The sequence below is a fragment of the Pseudomonas sp. 2848 genome, from assembly GCF_003253945.1.
In the GTDB taxonomy this organism is placed as follows: Bacteria; Pseudomonadota; Gammaproteobacteria; order Pseudomonadales; family Pseudomonadaceae; genus Aquipseudomonas.
In genome coordinates, this window is record NZ_QKZD01000006.1 from 305788 (window position 1) to 328278 (window position 22491).

20 protein-coding genes are annotated in these 22491 nt (G+C 66.1%); 7 read left to right on the plus strand and 13 right to left on the minus strand.

Annotation, left to right across the window (positions count from 1 at the left end; genetic code table 11):
* Positions 1–13 precede the first annotated feature (13 nt).
* The 12 genes from phaZ to gshB form a co-directional block, all read right to left on the minus strand.
* Complete coding sequence (phaZ, locus tag DFS21_RS14335; protein WP_038706927.1) at positions 14–865, minus strand: poly(3-hydroxyalkanoate) depolymerase; 852 nt, start codon at positions 863–865, stop codon at positions 14–16.
* Positions 866–929: 64 nt separating this feature from the next.
* Positions 930–2609 (minus strand): class II poly(R)-hydroxyalkanoic acid synthase, encoded by a 1680-nt coding sequence (gene phaC / locus DFS21_RS14340; protein ID WP_046853916.1) that lies wholly within the window; start codon positions 2607–2609, stop codon positions 930–932.
* Between the two features lie 335 nt (positions 2610–2944).
* Entirely contained in the window at positions 2945–3322 is a 378-nt protein-coding gene (locus DFS21_RS14345; RefSeq protein ID WP_046853917.1) for a gamma-butyrobetaine hydroxylase-like domain-containing protein, read from the minus strand.
* An 87-nt stretch (positions 3323–3409) separates the two neighbouring features.
* A complete protein-coding gene (gene hslU, locus DFS21_RS14350; protein ID WP_110702128.1) occupies positions 3410–4753 on the minus strand; it encodes an ATP-dependent protease ATPase subunit HslU in 1344 nt (447 codons plus the stop codon).
* 74 nt (positions 4754–4827) lie between these two features.
* The gene (hslV, locus tag DFS21_RS14355; protein ID WP_011536056.1) at positions 4828–5358 is read right to left on the minus strand and encodes an ATP-dependent protease subunit HslV; all 531 of its coding nucleotides are present in this window, start codon (positions 5356–5358) and stop codon (positions 4828–4830) included.
* A gap of 179 nt (positions 5359–5537) precedes the next feature.
* Positions 5538–6809, minus strand: a complete 1272-nt coding sequence (locus DFS21_RS14360) for a dihydroorotase (protein ID WP_102682237.1) — start codon at positions 6807–6809, stop codon at positions 5538–5540.
* Positions 6806–7810, minus strand: a complete 1005-nt coding sequence (locus tag DFS21_RS14365) for an aspartate carbamoyltransferase catalytic subunit (RefSeq protein WP_102682236.1) — start codon at positions 7808–7810, stop codon at positions 6806–6808. Before DFS21_RS14365 ends, DFS21_RS14360 begins: the two co-directional genes overlap by 4 nt.
* Before the next feature lie 12 nt (positions 7811–7822).
* The gene (gene pyrR, locus DFS21_RS14370; RefSeq protein WP_102682235.1) at positions 7823–8341 is read right to left on the minus strand and encodes a bifunctional pyr operon transcriptional regulator/uracil phosphoribosyltransferase PyrR; all 519 of its coding nucleotides are present in this window, start codon (positions 8339–8341) and stop codon (positions 7823–7825) included.
* 52 nt (positions 8342–8393) lie between these two features.
* The gene (ruvX, locus tag DFS21_RS14375; RefSeq protein ID WP_028688357.1) at positions 8394–8819 is read right to left on the minus strand and encodes a Holliday junction resolvase RuvX; all 426 of its coding nucleotides are present in this window, start codon (positions 8817–8819) and stop codon (positions 8394–8396) included.
* Positions 8819–9388: a YqgE/AlgH family protein gene (locus DFS21_RS14380; protein WP_110702122.1), complete on the minus strand. Its 570-nt coding sequence runs from the start codon at positions 9386–9388 to the stop codon at positions 8819–8821. Before DFS21_RS14380 ends, ruvX begins: the two co-directional genes overlap by 1 nt.
* Before the next feature lie 76 nt (positions 9389–9464).
* Positions 9465–10364: an energy transducer TonB gene (locus DFS21_RS14385; RefSeq protein WP_110702119.1), complete on the minus strand. Its 900-nt coding sequence runs from the start codon at positions 10362–10364 to the stop codon at positions 9465–9467.
* Positions 10365–10597: 233 nt separating this feature from the next.
* The gene (gene gshB, locus DFS21_RS14390) at positions 10598–11551 is read right to left on the minus strand and encodes a glutathione synthase (protein WP_110702117.1); all 954 of its coding nucleotides are present in this window, start codon (positions 11549–11551) and stop codon (positions 10598–10600) included.
* 255 nt (positions 11552–11806) lie between these two features.
* Here gshB and pilG point away from each other — a divergent pair, with 255 nt between their 5' ends.
* From pilG to DFS21_RS14425, 7 genes are all read left to right on the plus strand, one after another.
* On the plus strand, positions 11807–12208 hold the full coding sequence (gene pilG / locus DFS21_RS14395) for a twitching motility response regulator PilG (RefSeq protein ID WP_110702149.1): 402 nt from the start codon (positions 11807–11809) through the stop codon (positions 12206–12208).
* A 47-nt stretch (positions 12209–12255) separates the two neighbouring features.
* The gene (gene pilH, locus DFS21_RS14400; RefSeq protein WP_046853925.1) at positions 12256–12621 is read left to right on the plus strand and encodes a twitching motility response regulator PilH; all 366 of its coding nucleotides are present in this window, start codon (positions 12256–12258) and stop codon (positions 12619–12621) included.
* The gene (locus tag DFS21_RS14405; RefSeq protein ID WP_110702115.1) at positions 12618–13172 is read left to right on the plus strand and encodes a chemotaxis protein CheW; all 555 of its coding nucleotides are present in this window, start codon (positions 12618–12620) and stop codon (positions 13170–13172) included. Before pilH ends, DFS21_RS14405 begins: the two co-directional genes overlap by 4 nt.
* A 63-nt stretch (positions 13173–13235) precedes the next feature.
* A complete protein-coding gene (locus tag DFS21_RS14410; protein ID WP_102682257.1) occupies positions 13236–15260 on the plus strand; it encodes a methyl-accepting chemotaxis protein in 2025 nt (674 codons plus the stop codon).
* A gap of 11 nt (positions 15261–15271) precedes the next feature.
* Positions 15272–20566 carry an Hpt domain-containing protein gene (locus tag DFS21_RS14415; RefSeq protein ID WP_110702113.1) on the plus strand — a complete coding sequence of 1765 codons (5295 nt, stop codon included), beginning with the start codon at positions 15272–15274 and terminating at the stop codon, positions 20564–20566.
* A complete protein-coding gene (locus DFS21_RS14420) occupies positions 20559–21032 on the plus strand; it encodes a chemotaxis protein CheW (RefSeq protein ID WP_110702111.1) in 474 nt (157 codons plus the stop codon). Before DFS21_RS14415 ends, DFS21_RS14420 begins: the two co-directional genes overlap by 8 nt.
* A 68-nt stretch (positions 21033–21100) precedes the next feature.
* Positions 21101–21718 (plus strand): hemolysin III family protein, encoded by a 618-nt coding sequence (locus tag DFS21_RS14425; RefSeq protein ID WP_102682230.1) that lies wholly within the window; start codon positions 21101–21103, stop codon positions 21716–21718.
* Here DFS21_RS14425 and DFS21_RS14430 read toward each other — a convergent pair.
* The gene (locus DFS21_RS14430) at positions 21715–22434 is read right to left on the minus strand and encodes a 16S rRNA (uracil(1498)-N(3))-methyltransferase (protein ID WP_110702109.1); all 720 of its coding nucleotides are present in this window, start codon (positions 22432–22434) and stop codon (positions 21715–21717) included. The genes DFS21_RS14425 and DFS21_RS14430 overlap by 4 nt on opposite strands.
* Between the last annotated feature and the right edge of the window lie 57 nt (positions 22435–22491).

Below are 22491 nucleotides of genomic sequence, written 5' to 3' on the forward strand. Positions count from 1 at the left end.
ATAAAAAGCCTTCCTACCCCCGTGCCGCTGGCCGAGGGTGCATGACCGCGCGTTGGCGTTCTTGCTCGAGGAATTTCATGATGATCGGTGCGACGGCCTCGGCCCGGGTGATCAGGAACAGGTGGCCATCATCGATTATGTGTAGCTGGGCATTGGGAATCCGCCAGGCCAGCAGGCGCATGTTGATCAGCGGGATCAGCGGATCGTCGTCGCCGGCCAGCACCAGGGTGGGCTGGTGGATCTTGTGCAGCCAGTGGATGCTGGTCCAGCCGAGCCCGGCGAACAGTTGCCAGTAGTAGCCCAGCTTGCCGCCCGAACGCACCTTCGAGGCATGGTGCATGGCCAGGTCCGGATCCCGGCGAAAGCCGCCGCCATAGATCAGCGGCGCGATGCGGATCACATGGGAGGGCTGCACGTAGCGCCGTGGGCTGGCCATCATCCACAACACCTTGGGCTTGCCCGGTACCATCACCGCGCCGGCGGCGGTGGCGGCCAGCACCAGTTTCTTGCAGCGTTCGGGGTAGTCGTGGGCGAACTGCTGGGCCAGGGCGCCGCCCCAGGACACGCCGATGACGTTGACCTGGCCGTAGTCCAGGTAGTCGAGCATCCTTGCAGTCAACTTGGCCAGGCCGGGAAAACGGTAGGGGTGACGGGGCGTGGACGAGCCGCCCACCCCGGGCACGTCGAAGGCGATGACCTCCAAGTCCGGGTCCAGGGCCTCGATGAATGGAAACACCAGCTCGAGGTTGGCGCCGATGCCGTTGAATATCAGCAGCGGCGTCAGGTGGGGCTTGCCGGGGCGGACCGCAGTGCGGATGGACTGGTCGTCCAGCTCGACGGTCCTGAAGATGTACGGTTGCGGCATGCGCGTGACTCTGTGGTGAAAGTAGCGCCGCGCTGCGCCAGCAGGCGCACCACGGCGGTTCGGCTCAACGCTCGTGCACGTATGTTCCCGGTGCGGCCTCGCCCGCGGTATAGGCGCGGTTACCCAGCCGTGTAGGTGCCTTCTTGAGTTCGCCGGCGCGCTCACCCAGCCAGGCCTGCCAGTGCAGCCACCAGGAATCGGCATGCTTGACCGCGTTCTCCTGCCAGGCCACCGGGTCGTCCGGGCGGTCTTCGCCGGTCATGAAGCGCGCCTTGGGGTTGCCCGGGGGGTTGAGGATGCTCTGGATATGGCCGCTGTTGGACAGCACGAACTCGATCTTGCCGCCGAACAGGTGTGCCGAGCGGTAGCACGACTGCCACGGGGTAATGTGGTCGGCGGTGCCGGCAACGCTGTAGATGTCGCAGTCGACCTGCTTCAGGTCGATGGCCGTGCCGCACACTTCGAGGGCGTTGGAACGGATCAGCGGGTTGTTCTTGAACATCTCGATCAGGTCGCCGTGGAAGGCGGCCGGCAGTCGGGTGGTGTCGTTGTTCCAGAACAGAATGTCGAACACCGGTGGCTCGTTGCCGAGCAGGTAGTTGTTGACCCAGTAGTTCCAGATCAGGTCGTTGGGGCGCATCCAGGCGAACACCTTGGCCATGTCGCTGCCTTCCAGCACGCCGGACTGGTAGGAGTGGCGCTTGGCCGCTTCCAGGGTCTGCTCGTCGACGAACAATGCCACCTGGGTGTCGACAGTGGTGTCGAGCACGCTCACCAGCAGGGTCAGGGCATTGACCTTCTTCTCGCCGAGGGCGGCGTAGTGGCCCACCAGCGCCGTGCAGGTGATACCGCCGGAGCAGGCACCGAGCATGTTCAGGTCCTTGCTGCCAGTGATCGCCAGCACCGCGTCGACGGCTTCCTTGAGTGCGTCGATGTAGGTGGACAGGCCCCACTCGCGCTGGGCCTTGGTCGGGTTGCGCCAGCTGACGATGAAGGTCTGTTGCTGCGAGCGCAGGCAGAAGCGCGCCAGGCTCTTTTCCGGGCTCAGGTCGAATACGTAGAACTTGTTGATCTGCGGTGGCACCACCAGCAACGGGCGGCTGTGCACCTGCTCGGTGATGGGGCTGTACTGGATCAGCTCCAGCACATCGTTGCGGTACACCACCGCGCCTTCGCTGGTGCCCAGATTCTTGCCGACCTCGAAAGCCTCCATGTTCACCTGGCTGGGCATGCCGCCGTTGTTGACGATGTCCTTGGCCAGGTTGGACAGCCCGTCGAGCAGGCTCTTGCCGCCGGTCTCGAAGAAGCGTTTGACCGCGGCCGGGTTGGAGAGGGTGTTGGTGGGCGCCATGGCCTCGGTCACCAGGTTGATGACGAACTGCCCGCGGCTGATGTCCTGCGGCGACAGGTCACTCTCGCTGATCCAGTCGTTGAGTTCCTTGCGCCAGGCGAGGTAGGTCTGCAGGTAGCGGCGATAAAGGGGGTTCTTGCTCCACGCCGGGTCGCTGAAGCGACGGTCGTCGCCTTCCGGTTGCAGCGCCGACTTGCCCAGCAGGACGTTTTTCAGCTCCAGGCCGAAGTGCGCCACGTGCTTGGCGCTGTGCAAGGGCTGGCGCATGGCCTGGCGTAATACCGTGCGTGCCGATGTAAGTAGATCCTTGCGGCGAATGCCGATGACCGGGTTCAGCCCCAGGGTGTTTTCCGAGGCCTGCCGCTGCAACTCATCGTTGTTCTTGTTACTCATCTACGACGCTCCGTTGTCCTGAGACGAGTACCGGTGTGCTGTGACAGCCCGGTACTGCTACTCGGGTGACCAGTGATAAGGAACAGCGGTGCTGCGACCGGATGCGTGCCGATGATGAGCTGCGGGGGTTTCTGCGTGTGAAGACAACCTGCTTTCGCTCGCGACCTCTACATACCGGCCTGGCCCTGCCTGCCCGGAGGCGATGCAGGGAACTTGCCAGCTCCATTGGTTACCCGACTTTCGTGTAATGCGCAAGACAGCCAATCTTTGGCCGTCATCCAGGCATTCAAGCAGATGAGATTAGAAAATGCGCTCTAAAGCTTGCGGGGCTTGAGCTAGAGCATCAATTTCACTACCGATTCGGACGGGTCGCGGGATTTGCCGGCCTTGTGCAATTCGTCGAGGTAGTCGGCCCATAGCTGCTCCTGGCGCAGGCACAGCTGCTCGAGGTATTCCCAGGTGAACAATCCTGAGTCATGGCCGTCGTCGAAGGTCAGTTTCAGTGCGTATTGACCAGCCGGTTCCAGGCCGCTGAGGCCGACGTTGATCTTGCCGAATTGCAGGATGGGATTGCCGTGGCCCTGGACTTCGGCGGAAGGCGAGTGCACGCGCAGGAACTCGGCGGGCAGGTGGTAGACCTCGCCGGGGGCGTAGGTGAGGGTGAGGGTCTTGGAGGCTTTGTGCAGGTTGATGGCGGTGGGGAGGCGGGCCATGGGTGACTCTCTCTTTGGCTTCAAGCTGCAAGCTTCGAGTGATTCCAGGCATTGTGCAAGGGGGCCGCAACGCGGCCCCCTGCGGTCTTACAGGATGTAGCGCGACAGGTCTTCGTTCTGCGCCAGCTCACCCAGGTGGCTGTTGACGTAGGCGGCGTCGATGTGGATCGGCGTCTCGTCGTGGGCGCTGGCCAGGTCGCCGGCGCTGAACGACACCTCCTCGAGCAGGCGCTCGAGCAGGGTGTGCAGGCGGCGGGCACCGATGTTCTCGGTTTTCTCGTTGACCTGGTAGGCGATCTCGGCCAGGCGCTTGAGGCCCTCGTCGGCGAACTCGATGTTCAGGCCCTCGGTCTTGAGCAGGGCGCTGTACTGCTCGGTCAGCGAGGCGTGCGGTTCCTTGAGGATGCGCTCGAAGTCTTCCGGGGTCAGCGCCTTGAGCTCGACACGGATCGGCAGACGGCCCTGCAATTCGGGCACCAGGTCGCTCGGCTTGCTCAGATGGAACGCACCGGAGGCGATGAACAGGATGTGGTCGGTCTTGACCATGCCCAGCTTGGTATTGACGGTGCAACCTTCGATCAGCGGCAGCAGGTCGCGCTGCACGCCTTCACGGGAGACATCGGCGCCGCCGACGTTGCCACGCTTGGCAACCTTGTCGATCTCGTCGATGAACACGATACCGTGCTGCTCGACCGCTTCCAAGGCCTTGGCCTTGAGCTCTTCCTCATTGACCAGGCGGCCGGCTTCTTCGTCACGGACCATCTTCAGCGCGTCCTTGACCTTGAGCTTGCGTGCCTTGCGCTTGCCCTTGCCCATGTTGGCGAACAGGCTCTGCAGCTGGTTGGTCATCTCTTCCATGCCGGGTGGCGCGGCGATCTCGACACCCATGCTTTCGGCGACTTCGATCTCGATTTCCTTGTCATCCAGCTGGCCTTCGCGCAGGCGCTTGCGGAACAGCTGGCGAGTGTTGGAGTCGCTGCTGCTCTGCTGGGCTTCCTCGCTGAAGCTGCTGACCCGCGCCTGTGGCAGCAGGGCGTCGAGGATGCGGTCCTCGGCGGCGTCCTCGGCGCGGTGGCGCACGCGGACGATCTCCTGCTCGCGCAGCATCTTCAGCGCGGCGTCGGCCAGGTCGCGGATGATCGATTCGACATCACGGCCGACATAGCCGACCTCGGTGAACTTGGTCGCTTCGACCTTGATGAACGGTGCGTTGGCCAGCTTGGCCAGGCGGCGGGCGATTTCAGTCTTGCCCACGCCGGTGGGGCCGATCATCAGGATGTTCTTGGGGGTGACTTCGGCACGCAGCTCGGCGGGGAGCTGCATGCGCCGCCAGCGGTTGCGCAGGGCAATGGCGACGGCGCGTTTGGCGTCGTCCTGGCCGATGATGTGGCGGTTGAGTTCGTGGACGATTTCGCGTGGGGTCATGGACATGATGTGTGGGGTCCTCAAGCACAGTGATCAGTGTGGAAAAGTCCCGCTGCGAGCGGGACGCCAAAACAACTGATTCACTCGGCCAGGTCCTGCTCCTCGATGGTCAGGTTGTGGTTGGTGAACACGCAGATGTCGCCGGCGATGTTCAGGGCGGCCTCGGTGATCTCGCGGGCCGAGAGGTCGGTCTTGTTCAGCAGGGCGCGGGCCGCGGCCTGGGCATAGCCACCACCGGAACCCATGGCGATCAGCCCGTCCTCGGGTTCGACCACGTCGCCGTTGCCGGTGATGATCAGGGATGCATCCTTGTTGGCCACGGCCAGCATCGCTTCCAGGCGGCTCAGCGAGCGGTCGGTACGCCATTCCTTGGCCAGCTCGACGGCGGCACGCACCAGGTGGCCGGAGTGTTTCTGCAGCTGGGCTTCGAAGCGCTCGAACAGGGTGAAGGCATCGGCGGTGGCACCGGCAAAACCGGCGATGACCTGGCCGTTGTACAGGCGCCGCACTTTCTTGGCGTTGCCTTTCATCACGGTGTTGCCGAGGGAAACCTGGCCGTCGCCGCCCATGACGACTTTGCCGTTACGGCGGACAGAAACGATGGTAGTCAAGGGGAGAGTCTCCACGCAGCGGGGCGAAAATGCCTGATGCAGACTCATATGGGGGGAGGGGGGAAGGATTTCAACCGAGAGGGATGAATGGTTGTTTCAAGGCATTGCCTGGCAGGCCTGCTCCACACAATGACCCCGGGGGGCTTCGTGGGAGCGGGCTTGCCCCGTGATGGCGTTACTCAGGCCTCGTGGCAGACGTGCCCATCGACCAAGGTATAACGCACCGCGCCCGGCAGGCAGTGGCCGATGAACGGGCAGTTCTCGCCGCGGGAGAACCAGTGTTCGCCGGCCACGGTCGAGGCTTTCGGGTCGAACAGCACCAGGTCGGCGGCGGCGCCGACTTTCAGCTCGCCGGCTGGCAGGCGCATGGCCGTGGCCGGGCCGCTGCTAAGGCGTGCCAACAAGGTCGGCAGGTCGAGCAGGCCGTCCTCCACCAGGGTCATGGCCAGCGGCAACAGCAGTTCTACACTGCTGATGCCTGGCTCGGTGGCGCCGAACGGCGCCAGCTTGGCATCGCGCTCGTGGGGCTGGTGATGGCTGGAGATTGCCTGGATCACCCCGGATTTCACCGCCTCGCGCAGGCCGTCGCGGTCGGCGGCGGTGCGCAGCGGCGGCTGCACGTGGTACAGGCTTGAGAAGTCGCGCAGGGCCTCATCGGTGAGGATCAGTTGGTACAGCGCCACATCGGCGGTGACCGGCAGCCCCAACTGCTGGGCCTGGGCGATCAGCCGGGCGCCACGGGCGCTGGTGATCTGGGTGAAGTGAGCGCGCACGCCGCTCTGCTCGACCAGCAGCAGGTTGCGGGCCAGGGCCACGGTCTCGGCGGTTTCCGGGATGCCAGGCAGGCCGAGGAAGCTGGCCATCGGCCCCTCGTGGGCGAGGCCGCCCTGGGCCAGGTCACGGTCCTGGGAATGGAACACCACGGTCAGGTCGAAGGTGGCGGCGTATTCCAGGGCGCGAGCCAGGGTGCGGTTGTTGGGGATCTCTTTCAGGCCGTTGCCGAAGGCCACGCAGCCAGTGTCGCGCAGGGCCACCAGTTCGGCCAGTTGCTCGCCTTCCAGGCCTTTGGTCAGGGCACCGATCGGATAGACCTTGCTGTTGGCCGCTTCGCGGGCGCGGTCAAGGATCAGTTCGGCGACGGCCGAGGTGTCCAATACCGGCTTGGTCTGCGGTGGGCAGCACAGGCTGGTGACGCCACCGGCGACCGCGGCGCGGGTTTCGCTGGCGATGTTGCCTTTGCGGCTGTAGCCAGGTTCGCGCAGGGAGACGCCGAGGTCGACCAGGCCTGGGGCGGCGACCAGGCCATCGGCCTGGATCATGCGGCTGGCGCTGAAACCGGCTGGAGCGGCGCCGATGGCGGCAATGCGCCCGCCGTCGAGGTGCAGGTCGGTGACCTTGTCCAGGCCGCTGGCAGGATCGATGACCCGGGCGCCGATAATGCTGATGGTCACTGGGCGTTCTCCTGCTCGAATTGACGTTGCGCGTTCTGCCCGCTCATGGCCATGGACAGCACCGCCATGCGTACGGCGATGCCGTAGGTGACCTGGTTGAGGATCACTGAGTGCTGGCCGTCTGCCACTGCCGACTCGATCTCCACGCCGCGGTTGATCGGGCCCGGGTGCATGACGATGGCGTCGGGTTTGGCACCGGCCAGGCGCGCGGTGGTCAGGCCGAACAGGCGGTAGAACTCGCCCTCGCTGGGCAGCAGGCCGCCGGCCATTCGCTCACGCTGCAGGCGCAGCATGATCACCACGTCGACATCCTTGAGGCCTTCGGCGAGGTCCGTGTACACCTTCACGCCGTACTGCTCGATGCCGATCGGGATCAGCGTCTTCGGGCCGATCACGCGGATGTCCGGGCAGCCCAGCGCCTTGAGCGCGAGCATGTCGGAGCGGGCCACGCGCGAGTGCAGGATATCGCCGACGATGGCCACCGACAGGTTCTCGAAGCTGCCCTTGTGCCGACGGATAGTCAGCATGTCGAGCATGCCCTGGGTCGGGTGGGCGTGGCGGCCGTCACCGCCGTTGATCACCGCCACGTCCGGGCATACGTGCTCGGCGATGAAATGGGCGGCGCCGGAGTCGGAGTGGCGCACGACGAACATGTCGGCGGCCATGGCCTCCAGGTTGCGCAGGGTGTCGAACAGGGTCTCGCCCTTGCTGGTCGAGGAGGTCGACACGTTCAGGCTGATCACGTCCGCCGACAGGCGCTGGGCGGCCAGCTCGAAGGTGGTGCGGGTACGGGTGGAGTTCTCGAAGAACACGTTGCACACGGTCTTGCCGCGCAGCAGCGGGACTTTCTTCACGGCCCGGGCGCCGACTTCGAGGAACGAGTCGGCGGTGTCGAGGATCTCGGTCAGCAGTTCGCGGGGCAAACCGTCGAGCGAGAGGAAGTGGCGCAGCTGGCCCTGATCATTGAGCTGCAGCGGGCGCTTGGCGTCGAATGGCGTCATCGCGGGGGACTCTTAAAGGGCGGATGCGGGAGCGAGGTCCTGGCGCTCGAGGGCGAGCGGCGTGGGTCCGGTCAATTTTACCCGTTCATGGGCGGCCAGGGACAGGGTGGCGCCAAGCACATTCGGGCGGATCGGCAGTTCGCCGGCATCCAGGTCGAGCAGGCACACCAGCGTCACGCTGGCCGGGCGGCCGTAGTCGAACAGCTCGTTGAGGGCGGCGCGGATGGTACGCCCGCTCATCAGCACGTCGTCCACCAGCACCAGGTGCTGGCCTTCGATCTCGAAGGGCAATTCCGAGGGGCGCACCTGCGGGTGCAGGCCGTTCTGGCTGAAATCGTCACGGTAGAAGGAGACGTCCAGGGTACCCAGCGGGCTCTGGTCGCCGAGCTCGGCCTGCAGGGCCTGGGCCACCCACACACCGCCGGTACGGATGCCGATGAAGCGTGGCTCGGCGATCGTGCGGCGGGCCAGGTGGGCGCGAAGGTCGACGGCCATCTGCCGGATCAGGTCGGCGGGATTGGGTAGGCTCATTGCGTGCTCCTCGGAAGGCGGGCGCCGGCAAGCCGCCGGCGGCAAAGCGGATTTAAGTGTTGGCCTCCAGCCAGCCTTGCAGCAGCAGGGCCGCGGCGATGGCGTCGACCGGATTGTCGCGGTAGCTGCCATGACGGCCGCCACGGGCCATCTGCTCGCCCTTGGCTTCGAAGGTGGTGAGCCGTTCGTCGTGGGTGTGTACCGGCAGGTTGTAGCGGCCGTGCAGGCGACGGGCGAATTTTTCGGCGCGTTCGCTCATCTCGCTGGGCGTGCCGTCCATGTTCAGCGGCAGGCCGACGACGATGGCGTCGGGTTTCCATTCCTTGATCAGCTTCTCGACCTGGTTCCAGTCCGGCACGCCGTTCTGTGCCTTGAGCGTGCACAGTTCCCGGGCCTGGCCGGTGATCACCTGGCCGACGGCCACGCCGATCTGCCGGGTGCCGTAGTCGAAGCCAAGCAGCAAGCGCAGTTCGGCCATCAGGCGTGGCCCGCCTGGCTGGTCAGCAGGCTGAGGTTGATCCCCAGGCTGGCGGCGGCGGCTCCCAGGCGCATGTCGCTGGCCATGCCGAAGATGATCTCGGGGTCGAAGGGGCAGTTGAGCCAGGCGTTGTCGGCAAGCTCGGCCTCCAGCTGGCCGGCTTCCCAGCCCGCGTAGCCCAGGGTGATCAGGCTCTTGCGCGGACCGTCGCCGGCGGCGATGGCGAACAGCACGTCCTGGGAGGTGGACAGCGACAGGCCCTCCAGCTCGACCGTGGCCTGGTAGTTGCGGTCGTTGCTGTGGAGCACGAAGCCGCGGTCGGTCTGCACCGGGCCGCCCTGGTAGATCGGGATGTGCAGGGTGCTGGCGGGCGGCTCATCGTCCGGGCGCAACTGCTCGAGGATGTCGGCCAGGTTCAGCTCCTGCGGGCGGTTGACCACCAGGCCCATGGCGCCGTGGGCATTGTGCTCGACGATGTAGGTGAGGGTCTGGGCAAAGTTCGGATCGGCCATGTGCGGCATGGCGATCAGGAACTGGTGCTTGAGGTAGCTGGGGGCGAGGGTCTTCATGTCCGCTAGTGTGGCGCCAGGTGGCGAGGCTGACAAGGTGCTCTGCAGGTCAGTCTGGGGCCGCAACGCAGCCCGATCAGTTGCTCTGCAGCCGGTCACCCCGGGCAAAGCGCCAGGTACGGATGATTTCCAGGCGGTCGAACTCCGCCAGGTCCCCGGTGAATGGCGCGAAGGGCGCCGCCAGGCGCACGATGCGCTGGGCGGCCTGGTCCAGCACGGGCTGGCCGGAGGACTCCAGCACCAGCACCTCGTACAGCGAACCGTCGCGGTTGATCGACACCATCATCCGCAGGCTGCCGTACATCTGCTGGCGCCGGGCTTCTTCGGGGTAGTTGAGGTTGCCGATGCGCTCGACCTTCTTGCGCCACTCTTCCTTGTACCAGGCACCCTTGTCGCGCAGGGTCGAGGCGGCATTCAGGCGGTGGATGCGCGGGCGTTTGGCGTAAAGCTGCTGTTCCTGGGACAGTTCGGCCTCTAGGCTGGCGATCTGGCTGGACAGCTGCGAACTGTCGAAGTCCGGTACCTTGGCCTCGGGCTTAGGTTGCGGCTTGCTCTCCTTGGGCCTGGGCTCGGCTTTCTGCGGCTTCGGCGCCTGGGTGGCGACCACGGACTTCGCCGGTGCTGGGGGTGTTTGCGGTTTCGCCGCCGGGGGCGGGGTGATCTTGTTGATCTTGCTGTCCTGGAACGGCGCGACCTCGGTGGTCTTGGGCACCGCTTTCTTGTCCAGCGTACCGCTACCCTGCTGGTTGTCCTGGGCTTGGAAATCGGCCTTCTCGGGCGCTTTCTCGCTCTTGAAGGTGGCCAAGGTGATATCCATGGCGTGTCGGATTTCGGCCGGTTTGACCACGGTGAAACCCACGCCCAGGATCAGCGCCAGGTGCACCAGGGTGGCCAGGAACAGTGTGAAACCGAGCCGGTCCACCGGGCGGACGCGCGGTGGCAGCAGGTCGGGTGGGATGTCGGCGGGGAGCGTCATCGGGTATCCAGCAACCGCTAGGCTCTGTACGAAAAGCCTTGATACTTGTTCATGCTGCGTTGAAAACAGCCTCGGAATGCTCATGTACTCCAGTACACTGCGCTTCCTCGGCGGTTTTCGCCTTGCCTGACCTGCGTCTCAAGACTTTTCGTACAGAGCCTCGGCGGGGCAGCAGCTCAGTCGAAAAGGACCGGCATCATACCCCACTGCGCGGTGTTGCCACCTGTCTTCGGTCAGCGCGCCTGAAGCTTGCGATCAATGGCGTCCATCAATTGCCCGCCGATATTGGTGTTGAAGGCGGCGTCGATCTCGCGGATGCAGGTCGGGCTGGTGACGTTGATTTCGGTGAGGTAGTCGCCGATCACGTCCAGGCCGACGAACAGCAGGCCCTTTTCACGCAAGGTCGGGCCGACCTGGGCGGCGATCCAGCGATCGCGCTCGCTCAACGGGCGGGCTTCGCCGCGACCACCGGCGGCCAGGTTGCCGCGGGTCTCGCCGCTGGCCGGGATGCGCGCCAGGCAGTAGTCCACCGGCTCGCCGTCGATCATCAGGATGCGCTTGTCGCCGTCCTTGATCGCCGGCAGGTAGGCCTGCGCCATGATCTGCTGGGCGCCGAGCGCGGTCAGGGTCTCGAGGATCACCGACAGGTTGGGGTCGCCGACCCGGTGACGGAAGATCGAAGTGCCACCCATGCCATCCAGCGGCTTGAGAATCACATCACCATGCTCGGCGGCGAACTCGCGGATGATGTCGGGGCGGCGGCTGACCAGCGTGGGGGGCGTGCACTGCGGGAACAGCGTGGCGAACAGCTTCTCGTTGCAGTCGCGCAGGCTCTGCGGGCGGTTGACCACCAGCACGCCTTCGGCCTCGGCCTGTTCCAGCAGGTAGGTGCTGTAGACGAACTCCATGTCGAAGGGCGGGTCCTTGCGCATCAGGATCACGTCCAGCTCGGCCAGGGTGCTGTCCTGCTCCTCGCCCAGTTCGAACCAGCGGGCCGGGTCGGCGAACACCTTGAGCGGGCGCATGCGTGCGCGGGCCTTGCCCTGGCCCTGGTACAGATCGCGCTGCTCCATGTAGAACAGGCTCCAGCCGCGGGCCTGGGCGGCCAGCAGCATGGCCAGCGAGCTGTCCTTTTTGTAGGAGATGGACGCGATGGGGTCCATGACAATCCCGAGGCGAACGCTCATGGGTAGTTCCTCTTGGCGGCCCTAGGCCGCGATGGCACGAAAGAAAAGTGGCTCAGGGTGGCGCCGGGCGCGCCCACGGTCAAGGGGCGGGCGGATGGAATGGCCTTCGGGAGTGTGCTAAAAAGGCTCGATCCAGCTTCAAGCTCCAAGCCACAAGCTGCAAGAGAGCCGGGCTGCACACCCATTTGCTTTTACTTGACGCTTGTAACTTGCAGCTTGCCGCTCAGACCAGAGCAGCAAATGATGGCGAACTATATGGAACAACCCCTGAAGGTGATGGTGATCGACGATTCCCGCACGATCCGCCGCACCGCGCAGATGTTGCTCGGCGAGGCAGGCTGCGAGGTGATCACCGCCAGTGACGGCTTCGACGCCTTGGCCAAGATCGTCGACCACAAACCGCGGGTCATCTTCGTCGACGTGCTGATGCCGCGCCTCGACGGCTACCAGACCTGCGCCATCATCAAGCACAACAGCGCGTTCAAGGACACCCCGGTGATCCTGCTCTCTTCCCGCGACGGCCTGTTCGACAAGGCCCGCGGCCGGGTGGTCGGTTCCGACCAGTTCCTGACCAAACCGTTCAGCAAGGAAGAACTGCTCGATGCGATCCGTGCCTGCGTGCCCGGTTTCGCCGTGCAGGACCCACACGCACCCTGAAGCCGCCCACGCAAGGCGGCGTCTCTATTTCCTGATGGGGAAACAGCATGGCCCGAGTTCTGATTGTCGACGACTCGCCGACAGAGATGTACAGATTGACCGAATGGCTGGAGAAGCACGGCTATGGGGTGCTCAAGGCCGACAACGGCGCCGACGGCGTGGCCCTGGCCCGCCAGGAGAAGCCCGACGCGGTGCTGATGGACATTGTCATGCCCGGCATGAACGGATTCCAGGCCACCCGCCAGTTGAGCAAGGACCCGGAAACCAGCGCCATCCCGGTGATCGTGGTCACCACCAAGGACCAGGAAACCGATCGGATCTGGGCCCAGCGCCAGGGCGCCCGCGACTTCTTGACCAAACCTGTGGAAGAAGACGCGCTGATCGCCAAGCTCAAAGAAGTGCTGCAGGCTTGACCACCCGGCCCCAGGGCGCGTCGCTGACCGCCTTCGAGCTGCTGCTGGACATCGACCGGCGCTGCCGCCTGCTGGTGGCCGACCAGCCACCGCAGGACATCCGCCTGCAACAATGGAGCGGCATCGGCTTTCGTGTCGCCGGGCAGTGGTTCGTCGCGCCCATGGGTGAAGTCGCCGAAGTGTTGCGCGAACCCCGCGCTAGCCGGGTACCGGGTGTGCAGCCCTGGGTGCGCGGAGTGGCCAACCTGCGAGGGCGGCTGCTGCCGGTGATGGACCTGTGTGCGTTCTTCGGCCTGGGGCCGGCGGCGGCGGGCAAGCAACGGCGGGTGCTGGTGCTGGATCACGAAGAGCTGTTCGCCGGGCTGCTGGTGGACGAAGTGGTCGGCCTGCAGCACTTCGCCCTGAGCAGCCTCGAGCTGTCGCCGCCGCAACCGTTGATCCGCGCGGCCGCGCCCTTCGTGCAGGGCCATTTTCCCCGTGAGCGCAATTGGGCGATCTTCAGCCCGTTCGCCCTGGCCCAGGCGCCGGGCTTTCTCGATGTGGCGTTGTAGAGGACTTTCGACGTGAACAAGCCAGGACCCACCGTTGCCGCAGCCGGCGTCTCGCCCGCCGCCGTGGCCCAACGCCCGCGCAGCACCGCGCAGATCACCGTGCTGTTCGTGGTGCTGATCCTGTCGATCGTCCTGTTGTTCGCCAACTTCGCCTACCTCAACACCCAGGCCAACCACGACAAGCAGTACATCGGCCATGCCGGCGAGCTGCGCGTGCTGTCCCAGCGCATTGCCAAGAACGCCACCGAGGCGGCGGCGGGCAAGGCGCTGGCGTTCAGGCTGCTCAGCGACGCGCGCAACGACTTCGAGCGGCGCTGGAGCTACCTGCGCGAGGGGGACAAGACCACCGGCCTGCCCGCCGCGCCCGCCACGGTACGCGACGAAATGGACGCGGTGCGCCAGGACTGGGAGAACCTGCGCAAGAACACCGACACCATCCTGGCCAGCGAACAGACCGTGCTGTCGTTGCACCAGGTCGCGGCCACCCTGGCCGAGACCGTTCCGCAGTTGCAGGTCGAATACGAGAAAGTGGTGGAAATCCTGCTGCAGAGCGGTGCGCCGGCCAACCAGGTGGCCGTGGCCCAGCGCCAGTTGCTGTTGGCCGAGCGCATTCTCGGCTCGGTCAACACCGTGCTCGCCGGTGACGAGACTTCGGTGCAGGCCGCCGATGCCTTCGGCCGCGACGCCAGCCGCTTCGGCCAGGTGCTCGAGGGCATGCTCGCCGGCAACCCGGCGATCCAGGTCACCCGCGTCGAGGACGCCGATGCCCGGGCGCGGCTGGCCGAGATCGCCGAACTGTTCCAGTTCGTCTCGGGCTCGGTGGACGAAATCCTCGAGACTTCGCCCGAACTGTTCCGCGTGCGCGAGGCTGCCGGTAACATCTTCAGCCTGTCGCAGACCCTGCTCGACGAGGCCTCGCACCTGGCCAACGGCTTCGAAAACCTGGCCGGCGGGCGTACCCTCGATACTGTCGGCGGCTACGTACTCGGCCTGCTGGCACTGGCCTCGATCATCCTCATCGGCCTGGTGATGGTGCGCGCCACCCACCGCCAGCTCCGCGAGACCGCGGAAAAGAACGAGCGCAACCAGCAGGCGATCATGCGCCTGCTCGACGAGATCGAGGAACTGGCCGACGGCGACCTGACCGTGACCGTTTCGGTGACAGAGGACTTCACCGGAGCCATCGCCGACTCGATCAACTTCTCGGTCGACCAGCTGCGCGACCTGGTAGCCACCATCAACCACAGTGCCGAGCAGGTCGCCGCTGCGGTGCAGGACACCCAGAACACCGCCCGCCAACTGGCCAAGGCCTCCGAGCACCAAGCCGAGCAGATCAGCGAGGCGTCCGAGGCGGTGGGCGATATGGTCGAGTCGATCGACCGGGTCTCCGCGCATGCCTATGAATCGGCCAAGGTGGCCGAGCGTTCGGTGGCCATCGCCAACAAGGGCAACGAAGTGGTGCACAACACCATCCACGGCATGGACAACATCCGCGAGCAGATCCAGGACACCGCCAAGCGGATCAAGCGCCTGGGTGAGTCCTCCCAGGAGATCGGCGATATCGTCAGCCTGATCGACGACATTGCCGAGCAGACCAACATCCTCGCCCTCAACGCGGCCATCCAGGCATCGCTCGCCGGCGAGGCCGGCCGCGGCTTTGCCGTGGTCGCCGACGAGGTGCAGCGCCTGGCCGAGCGCTCGTCCTCGGCAACCCGGCAGATCGAGGCGTTGGTACGCACCATCCAGGCCGATACCAACGAGGCGGTGATCTCCATGGAGCAGACCACCGCCGAAGTGGTGCGCGGCGCGCGCCTGGCCCAGGACGCCGGCGTGGCCCTGGCAGAGATCGAAGGCGTGTCGCAGACGATGGCCGACCTTATTCACAGCATCTCCGATGCCGCTCAGTTGCAGACGTCGTCTGCCGGGCAGATTTCCCACACCATGGCGGTGATCCAGCAGATCACCGCGCAGACCTCCGCCGGTTCCGGCGCCACGGCCGACAGCATCCGCCACCTGGCACGCATGGCCAGCGAGATGCGCCGCTCGGTATCCGGTTTCACCCTGCCCAAGCCGGTGGAGCGGTCGTGAGCGGGGCGAGCATGGCCGGCCCGGGCAATACGGCCGGCGAGCGCCACGACACGGTGGCCCTGGCCTGGATCAAGGCCCCCATCCTCGATTGCCTGGCGCAGGCGCGCCAGGCCCTGGAGCGTTTCTCGGCGGAGCCAGGCGACCTGTCGATGCTGGCGTTCTTCGTCGACAACCTGCACCAGGTGCACGGTTGCCTGCACCTGCTCGAATTGCCGGGCGCGACGCGCCTGGCCGAGGAACTGGAGCTGCTGGGACGGGCCATGGCCGAGGGCCAGGTGAGCCCTCGCGGTGACTGCCTGGGCGCGCTGTTCCGGGGGCTTGAGCAATTGCCGCCTTACCTGGATCGACTGCGGGGAGCGCGTCACGACTTGCCGCTGGTGGTCATGCCGTTGCTCAACCAACTGCGGGTCTGCCGGGGTGCCGAGCCCCTGGCCCAGGGCAGCCTGCTGGGCGAGCTCGGGCAGCGCCTGGCGGGCGCCGCGGACCTCGCCAACCTCGACCTTTCCCTGGGGAGCTGGCGTGAGCACATGCAGGCCGGCCCTGGGCGGGACGCGCTGCGTTCGGTGGTGATGGCCCTGTGCGATGACCTGATGCGCATCAAGGACCGTCTCGACCCCTTTGTCAGTGGCGAGCATCCGCCCCGCGAGTCGTTGGAAACCTTGCTGCCACCCTTGCGCCATGTCGCAGATACCCTGGCAGTGCTGGGTTTCCAGCAGCCACGACGAGTAATCATCGACCAGGTGCTGGCGCTGCAGGCGCAGGTCGAGAAGGACGGCGCGGTGGACGAGGCGCTGTTGATGGATGTCGCCGGGGCGCTGTTGTACGTCGAGGCGACCCTCAACGGCATGGTCGGCCCGCTGGAGGAGACCTCGCCAGGCAACCTGCCTGGTTCTGACCTTGCCGAGATTCGCCAACTGGTACTCAACGAGTCGCTCAATGTGCTGCAGCAGGCCAAGGACCTGATCGGCGACTGCCTGGAGTCGGACTGGTCGCGTCAGCGCCTGCAGGCCTTGCCCGGTTTGCTGCAGCAGGTGCGCGGGGCGTTGGCGATGCTGATGCTGCCGGCCGCCGCCGAGGTATTCGGTGGGTGCGCGGGGTATGTGCAGGGCTGGTTGGTCCATGTGGAGGACGAGCCGCTGCCCGATGAGCTGGCCCACCTGGCCGATGCCCTGTGCGCCGGGGAGGCCTGGTTGCAGTGGCGTGTGGCCGATCCGCTGGCCGATGCCCAGCGTTTCATCGACATGGCCCACGCCAGCCTGACCGCCCTGGGCGTGCAATGCCCGCGCCTCGAGCGGCCCTTGGCTGGCTCCGGCATGGCGGACGGTGTCGATGACGAGTTGCGCGAGGTTTTTCTCGAAGAGGCCGGCGAACTGTTGCCTGAACTCGAGCGCCAGTGGCTGCGTTGGCGTGCCGACAACGGCCTGCGCGAGGCACTGATCGAGGTACGCCGCGCGCTGCATACGCTCAAGGGCAGCGGGCGGATGGTTCACGCAGAGGCCGTGGCAGAACTCGCCTGGGGCGCCGAGCACCTGCTCAACCGGGTGCTGGAGGGGCGCATCACACTGAGCGCCGAAGGCCTGGTGGCCTTGCAGCAAGTGTTCGTGCGCCTGCCCGACCTGCTCGCCGACTTCGCCGCCAGCCAATTGCCGCCCACTGCGGAGATAGAGCAGCTGGCCGGGCATCTGCACGCACTGGCGCTCAATGACACGCCGGCCAGCGCCAGCATCGACGGGCTCGATCCGCAGCTGCTGGAGATTTTCCGTAACGAGGCCCAGGGGCACCTGGCCGGGCTCGATGTTTTCCTGCAGGTGGCTGGTGCCCAAGGCACAGTGGTCAGCGACAGCCTGCAACGCGCCTTGCACACCCTCAAGGGCAGCGCCGCCATGGCCGGCGTGATGCCGGTGGCGGAACTGGCCACCGCGCTCGACCGCCTGGTGCGCGAGTACAAAGGTCACCACCTGCCTTTACAGCAGGCCGAGATCGAGCTGCTGGAGGCTGCGCGTGCGCTGTTCCACCTGGGGCTGGACCAGTTGGATAGCTCACCATTGGCTGCCATCCCGGGGGCTGCGGCGTTGATCGAGCAGGTCGGGCAAACGGTCGATGCCAGGCTCGCCCGGCACCAGGCCGAGCCGCACCCGTCGCGCCGGGCCAGGCGTGACCCGCAACTGACGGCCACCTTCCTGACCCTGGGCATGGATATCCTGCTTGACGCCGAGGCGCGGCTGGCCAACTGGCAGGCCGACCCCACGCAGCATCATGAGCTGCACCTGCTGCTCGAGGAAATGACCACCCTCAGCCATGGCGCGCACCAGGCTGAGCTGTGGCAGGTGGATGAAGTCTGCGAAGGGCTGCTCGACCTCTATGGCGCGGTCGAAGAGGGCAGCCTTGCGGTGACACCGCGTTTCTTTGCCATTGCCCGTCAGGCCCACGAAGCGCTGCTCGACCTGTTCGACGAAATAGCCGCCGGGCAGGATCCGACCGCCCGCCCCGATTGCCTGGCCGCCTTGCATGGCTTGCTTGACGATGCCCTCGACCCGGCGGCCCTGGGGTTGGTCGGCGCAGCTGGCGCGACAGTGCTGCCCCTACCTGGCCAGCTGCCGGACCCCGCTGTCGTCGAGCTGTTTCTCGAGGAGGCCGCGGATATTCTCGAGGGCGCCGACCAGGCACTGCGGCAATGGAAGGACGATCCCGAAAGCCTGTCACCGCTGTCTGCGTTGCAACATGATGTGCTGACCCTCAAGGGCGGTGCGCAGATGGCCGCGATTGGCGCCATCGAAGTGCTTGCCCAGGAGCTCGCGCGGCTCTACGAAGGGCTGGTGGACCGGCGGATCGGGGCAAGCCCAGGGCTGTTCGAGATGCTCGCACGCAGCCATGACGCCCTGGCCGAGATGCTGCGCAGCTTGCGCGAGGGCCAGTCACCGCTGTCGGCGGTGGCGTTGCTGGGCGAGCTGCGCGATTTCCGCCATAACGCTCCGCCACCTGGCCCGACCGAGGCGCAGGACGACACGCAGGAAAGCGAAGGCGACAAGGAACTACTGGAGGTTTTCCTCGAAGAGAGCTCCGATATCCTCGAAAGCGCGGCCCAGTCCCTGGCGCGTTGGCAGGCCGACCCGCGCAACACGGTCGAGGTGGAGAACCTGTTGCGCGACCTGCACACCCTAAAGGGTGGGGCGCGCATGGTCGAGATCGCCGCCATCGGCGACCTGGCCCATGAGCTGGAATTCCTGTACGAGCTGCTGGCGGCCGCGCGGCTGCCGTCGACGCCGGCCTTGTTCAGCCTGCTGCAGAACTGCCATGACCGCCTGGCGCACATGCTCGACGCGGCGCGCCTGGGCGAGCCGCTGCACGCGGCGACGGCGCTGATCGACTATATCCGCAACTTCTCCAGCGCCGCGCTGACCGACAGCGCCGCCGGGCAGCCCCAGGCCGAGCCCGCCCCGGCCGAAGCCCCGGCTGTCGCGCCCGAGCGGGCCGGGGACATGGTCAAGGTCGATGCCGAACTGCTTGACGACCTGGGCAACCTGGCCGGCGAGCATTCGGTGATCCGTGGGCGCATCGAGCAGCAGGTCAACGATGCGCAGTTCGCTCTCAACGAGATGGAGACCACGCTGGAGCGCATGCGCGACCAGCTGCTGCGCCTGGATATCGAGACCCAGGGGCGGATCTCGAGCCGGCACCAGTTCGAGGGTGACGCCTATGACGACTTCGACCCCCTGGAGATGGACCGTCATTCGCAGTTGCAGCAATTGTCGCGGGCGCTGTTCGAGTCCACCTCGGACCTGCTCGACCTCAAGGAGACCCTGCTGCAGCGGGCCCAGGAAGCGCACAGCCTGTTGCAGCAGCAGGCGCGGGTCAACAGCCAGTTGCAAGAGGGGCTGACCGCCACCTTGATGGTACCGTTCGAGCGCCTGGTGCCGCGTTTGCAACGGGTGGTGCGGCAGGTGGCGAGCGAACTGGGCAAACAGGTCGAACTGGTGGTCGGCAATGCCGAGGGCGAGCTGGACCGCAGTGTGCTCGAGCGCATGGTCGCGCCGCTGGAACACATGCTGCGCAATGCCGTCGACCATGGCCTGGAAGCCCGCGAGGCGCGCCTGGCGGCCGACAAGCCGGAGCAGGGCACCATCCACCTGAACTTGCTGCACGAAGGCGCCGACATCGTCATCGAGATGAGCGACGACGGTGCCGGGGTGCCGCTGGAGGCGGTGCGCAACAAGGCGATCAAACGCGGCCTGCTCGATCCGCAGGCACGCTTGAGCGACCACGAGATCCTGCAGTTCATCCTGCGCCCGGGGTTTTCCACGGCCGAGAAGATCACCCAGATCTCCGGGCGCGGCCTGGGCATGGACGTGGTCCATGAAGAGGTCAAGCAGCTGGGCGGTTCGATGAGCATCGAGTCCAGCCCCGGCAAGGGCGCGCGCTTCCTGATCCGCTTGCCGTTCACCGTGTCGGTGAACCGGGCGCTGATGGTGCACGTGGAGGATGAGCAGTACGCTATTGGGCTGAACACCATCGAGGGCATCGTGCGCGTGCCGCCATCGGAGCTCGAGGCCTGCTACCGACTCGACCCGCCACGCTACAGCTATGCCGGCCATGACTACGCGCTGCGTTACCTCGGCGAGCTGCTGCAGGAGGGTACGCAACCCAACCTGCTGGGCCAGAGCGTGCCGCTGCCGGTGCTGCTCACCCATTCCCACGAGCAATCGTTCGCGATCCAGGTCGACAGCCTGTCGCCCAGCCGCGAGATCGTGGTCAAGAGCCTGGGCCCGCAGTTCGCGGCGGTGCCAGGGCTGTCCGGTGCCACCCTGCTTGGCGACGGGCGGGTGGTGCTGATTCTCGACCTGCTCGGCCAGTTGCGCGGCCAGCAGCGACGCCTGGCGCGCCTGCCGGGCGCGGCGCAGGGGCAGCATCTGCTGACCGGCCCGGTGCCCAGGCGGCCATTGCTGGTGATGGTGGTGGACGACTCGGTGACCGTGCGCAAGGTCACCAGCCGCCTGCTCGAACGCCACGGCATGAGCGTGCTGACCGCCAAGGACGGGGTGGATGCCATGGCGCTGCTCGAGGAGCACCGCCCGGACGTGTTGCTGCTGGACATCGAGATGCCGCGCATGGACGGCTTCGAGGTAGCCACGCGCATCCGCCGCGACGAACGCCTGGCACAGTTGCCGATCATCATGATCACCTCGCGCACCGGGCAGAAGCACCGCGACCGGGCCATGGCCATCGGCGTCAACGAATACCTCGGCAAGCCTTACCAGGAGTCGGTCCTGTTGCAGAGCATCGCCCACTGGAGCCAACCCCATGCTTGAACATATCGCCGGCCAGCGCAGCAGCCTCACCGGCCTGCTGTTGCCCTTGGGCGACCGCACCCTGGTACTGCCCAACGTGGCGGTGGCCGAATTGATTGGTCATCGCGCCATCGCCTGCGAGCCAGGGGAGCCGGCCTGGCACCTGGGCTGGGTGGACTGGCGCCAGCAGCGCTTGCCGTTGATCGGTTTCGAGGCAGCCTGTGGCGGGCAGACCACCTGCGGCGAGCGGGCACGGGTAGTGGTGCTCAATGCACTGGGGGATACCGGCCTGCGCTTCCTGGCGTTGCTGCTGCAGGGTATTCCGCGCTCGTGCAAGCTCGACAGCCAGTTGAACTATGTTGACGTGCCGCTTGCCGCGCTGGAGATGGCAGCAGTGCAGGTGGGCGAGCAGGTGGCGCGAGTGCCGGACCTGGCCGGGCTGGAAAGATTGGTGCGTGACGCTGATCTGCAATCTGCAGCTGGCTAGGATGATGGTTGAGCGGGCCCTGTCGCGGGGCTCAGGAACCCTGACTGCTGCGGGAGGTCTGTGTTTGCATGTATTACGGTGAACGCTTCAACGCCTGGACCCACCTGGTCGGCGCGGTACTGGCCTGCATCGGCGCGAGCTGGCTGATCGTCGTGGCGGGCCTGCAGGGCGATCCCTGGAAGATCGTCAGTTTCTCCATCTACGGTTTCACCCTGCTGTTGCTCTACAGCATCTCCACCCTCTACCACAGCACCCGCGGGCGGGCGAAGCGGGTCATGCGCAAGCTCGACCACCTGTCGATCTACCTGTTGATTGCCGGCAGCTACACGCCGTTCTGCCTGGTCAGCCTGCGCGGCCCCTGGGGCTGGAGCCTGTTCGGGGTGGTCTGGGGGCTGGCGCTGGTCGGCATGTTGCAGGAGATCAAGCCGCGCTCCGAGGCACGGATCCTGTCGATCGTCATCTATGCGTTGATGGGCTGGATCGTGCTGGTGGCGGTGAAACCGCTGCTGCACAGCCTGGGTGCCGCGGGTTTCGCCTGGCTGGCGGCCGGCGGTGTGTTCTACACCGTCGGCATCATCTTCTTCGCTTTTGACAGCCGATTTCGCCACTGGCACGGCATCTGGCATCTGTTTGTGATTGCCGGCAGCCTGATGCACTTCGTCGCGGTGTTTTTCTACGTGCGTTAGAAATCGCCCCACAGTTGCTGTGCCACCGACAGGGCCACCACTGGGGCGGTCTCGGTGCGCAGCACGCGAGGGCCGAGGCGGGCGGCGTGGCAGCCGGCGGCCTTGGCCTGCTCGACTTCCGCTTCGCTCAGGCCGCCCTCGGGGCCGATCAGGAAGGCCAGCCTGGCCGGTTTGGCATGGCTGGTCAGTGGCTCGGCCACCGGGTGCAGCACCAGCTTGAGGTCGGCTTCGGTGCTTTTCAGCCACTCGGCCAGGGTCACGGGCGGGTGGATCACCGGCAAGGTCGAGCGCCCGCACTGCTCGCAGGCACTGACAGCCACCTGGCGCCAGTGGGCCAGGCGCTTGTCGGCGCGTTCGTCCTTCAGGCGTACTTCGCAGCGTTCGCTGACGATCGGGGTGATTTCGTTGGCCCCCAGCTCGGTGGCTTTCTGGATCGCCCAGTCCATGCGCTCGCCGCGGGACAGGCCCTGGCCGAGGTGGATATGCAAAGGCGAATCGGCCTGGCCGGGAAGTGCCTGGTCGAGGCTGACGCGCACGGTTTTCTTGCCGACTTCGAGCAGTTGGCCGAGGTATTCCTGGCCGCTGCCGTCGAACAGCTGCACGGCGTCGCCAGGGGCCATGCGCAGCACGCGGCCAATGTAGTGGGCCTGGGCTTCGGGGAGCTCGTGCTCGCCAAGGCCCAGTGGGGCGTCGATGAAGAAGCGGGAGAGTCTCATGGGCTTGCTCTGGAAAAAGGCTGACGCAGATCCTGTAGGAGCGGACGAGCCGACTCC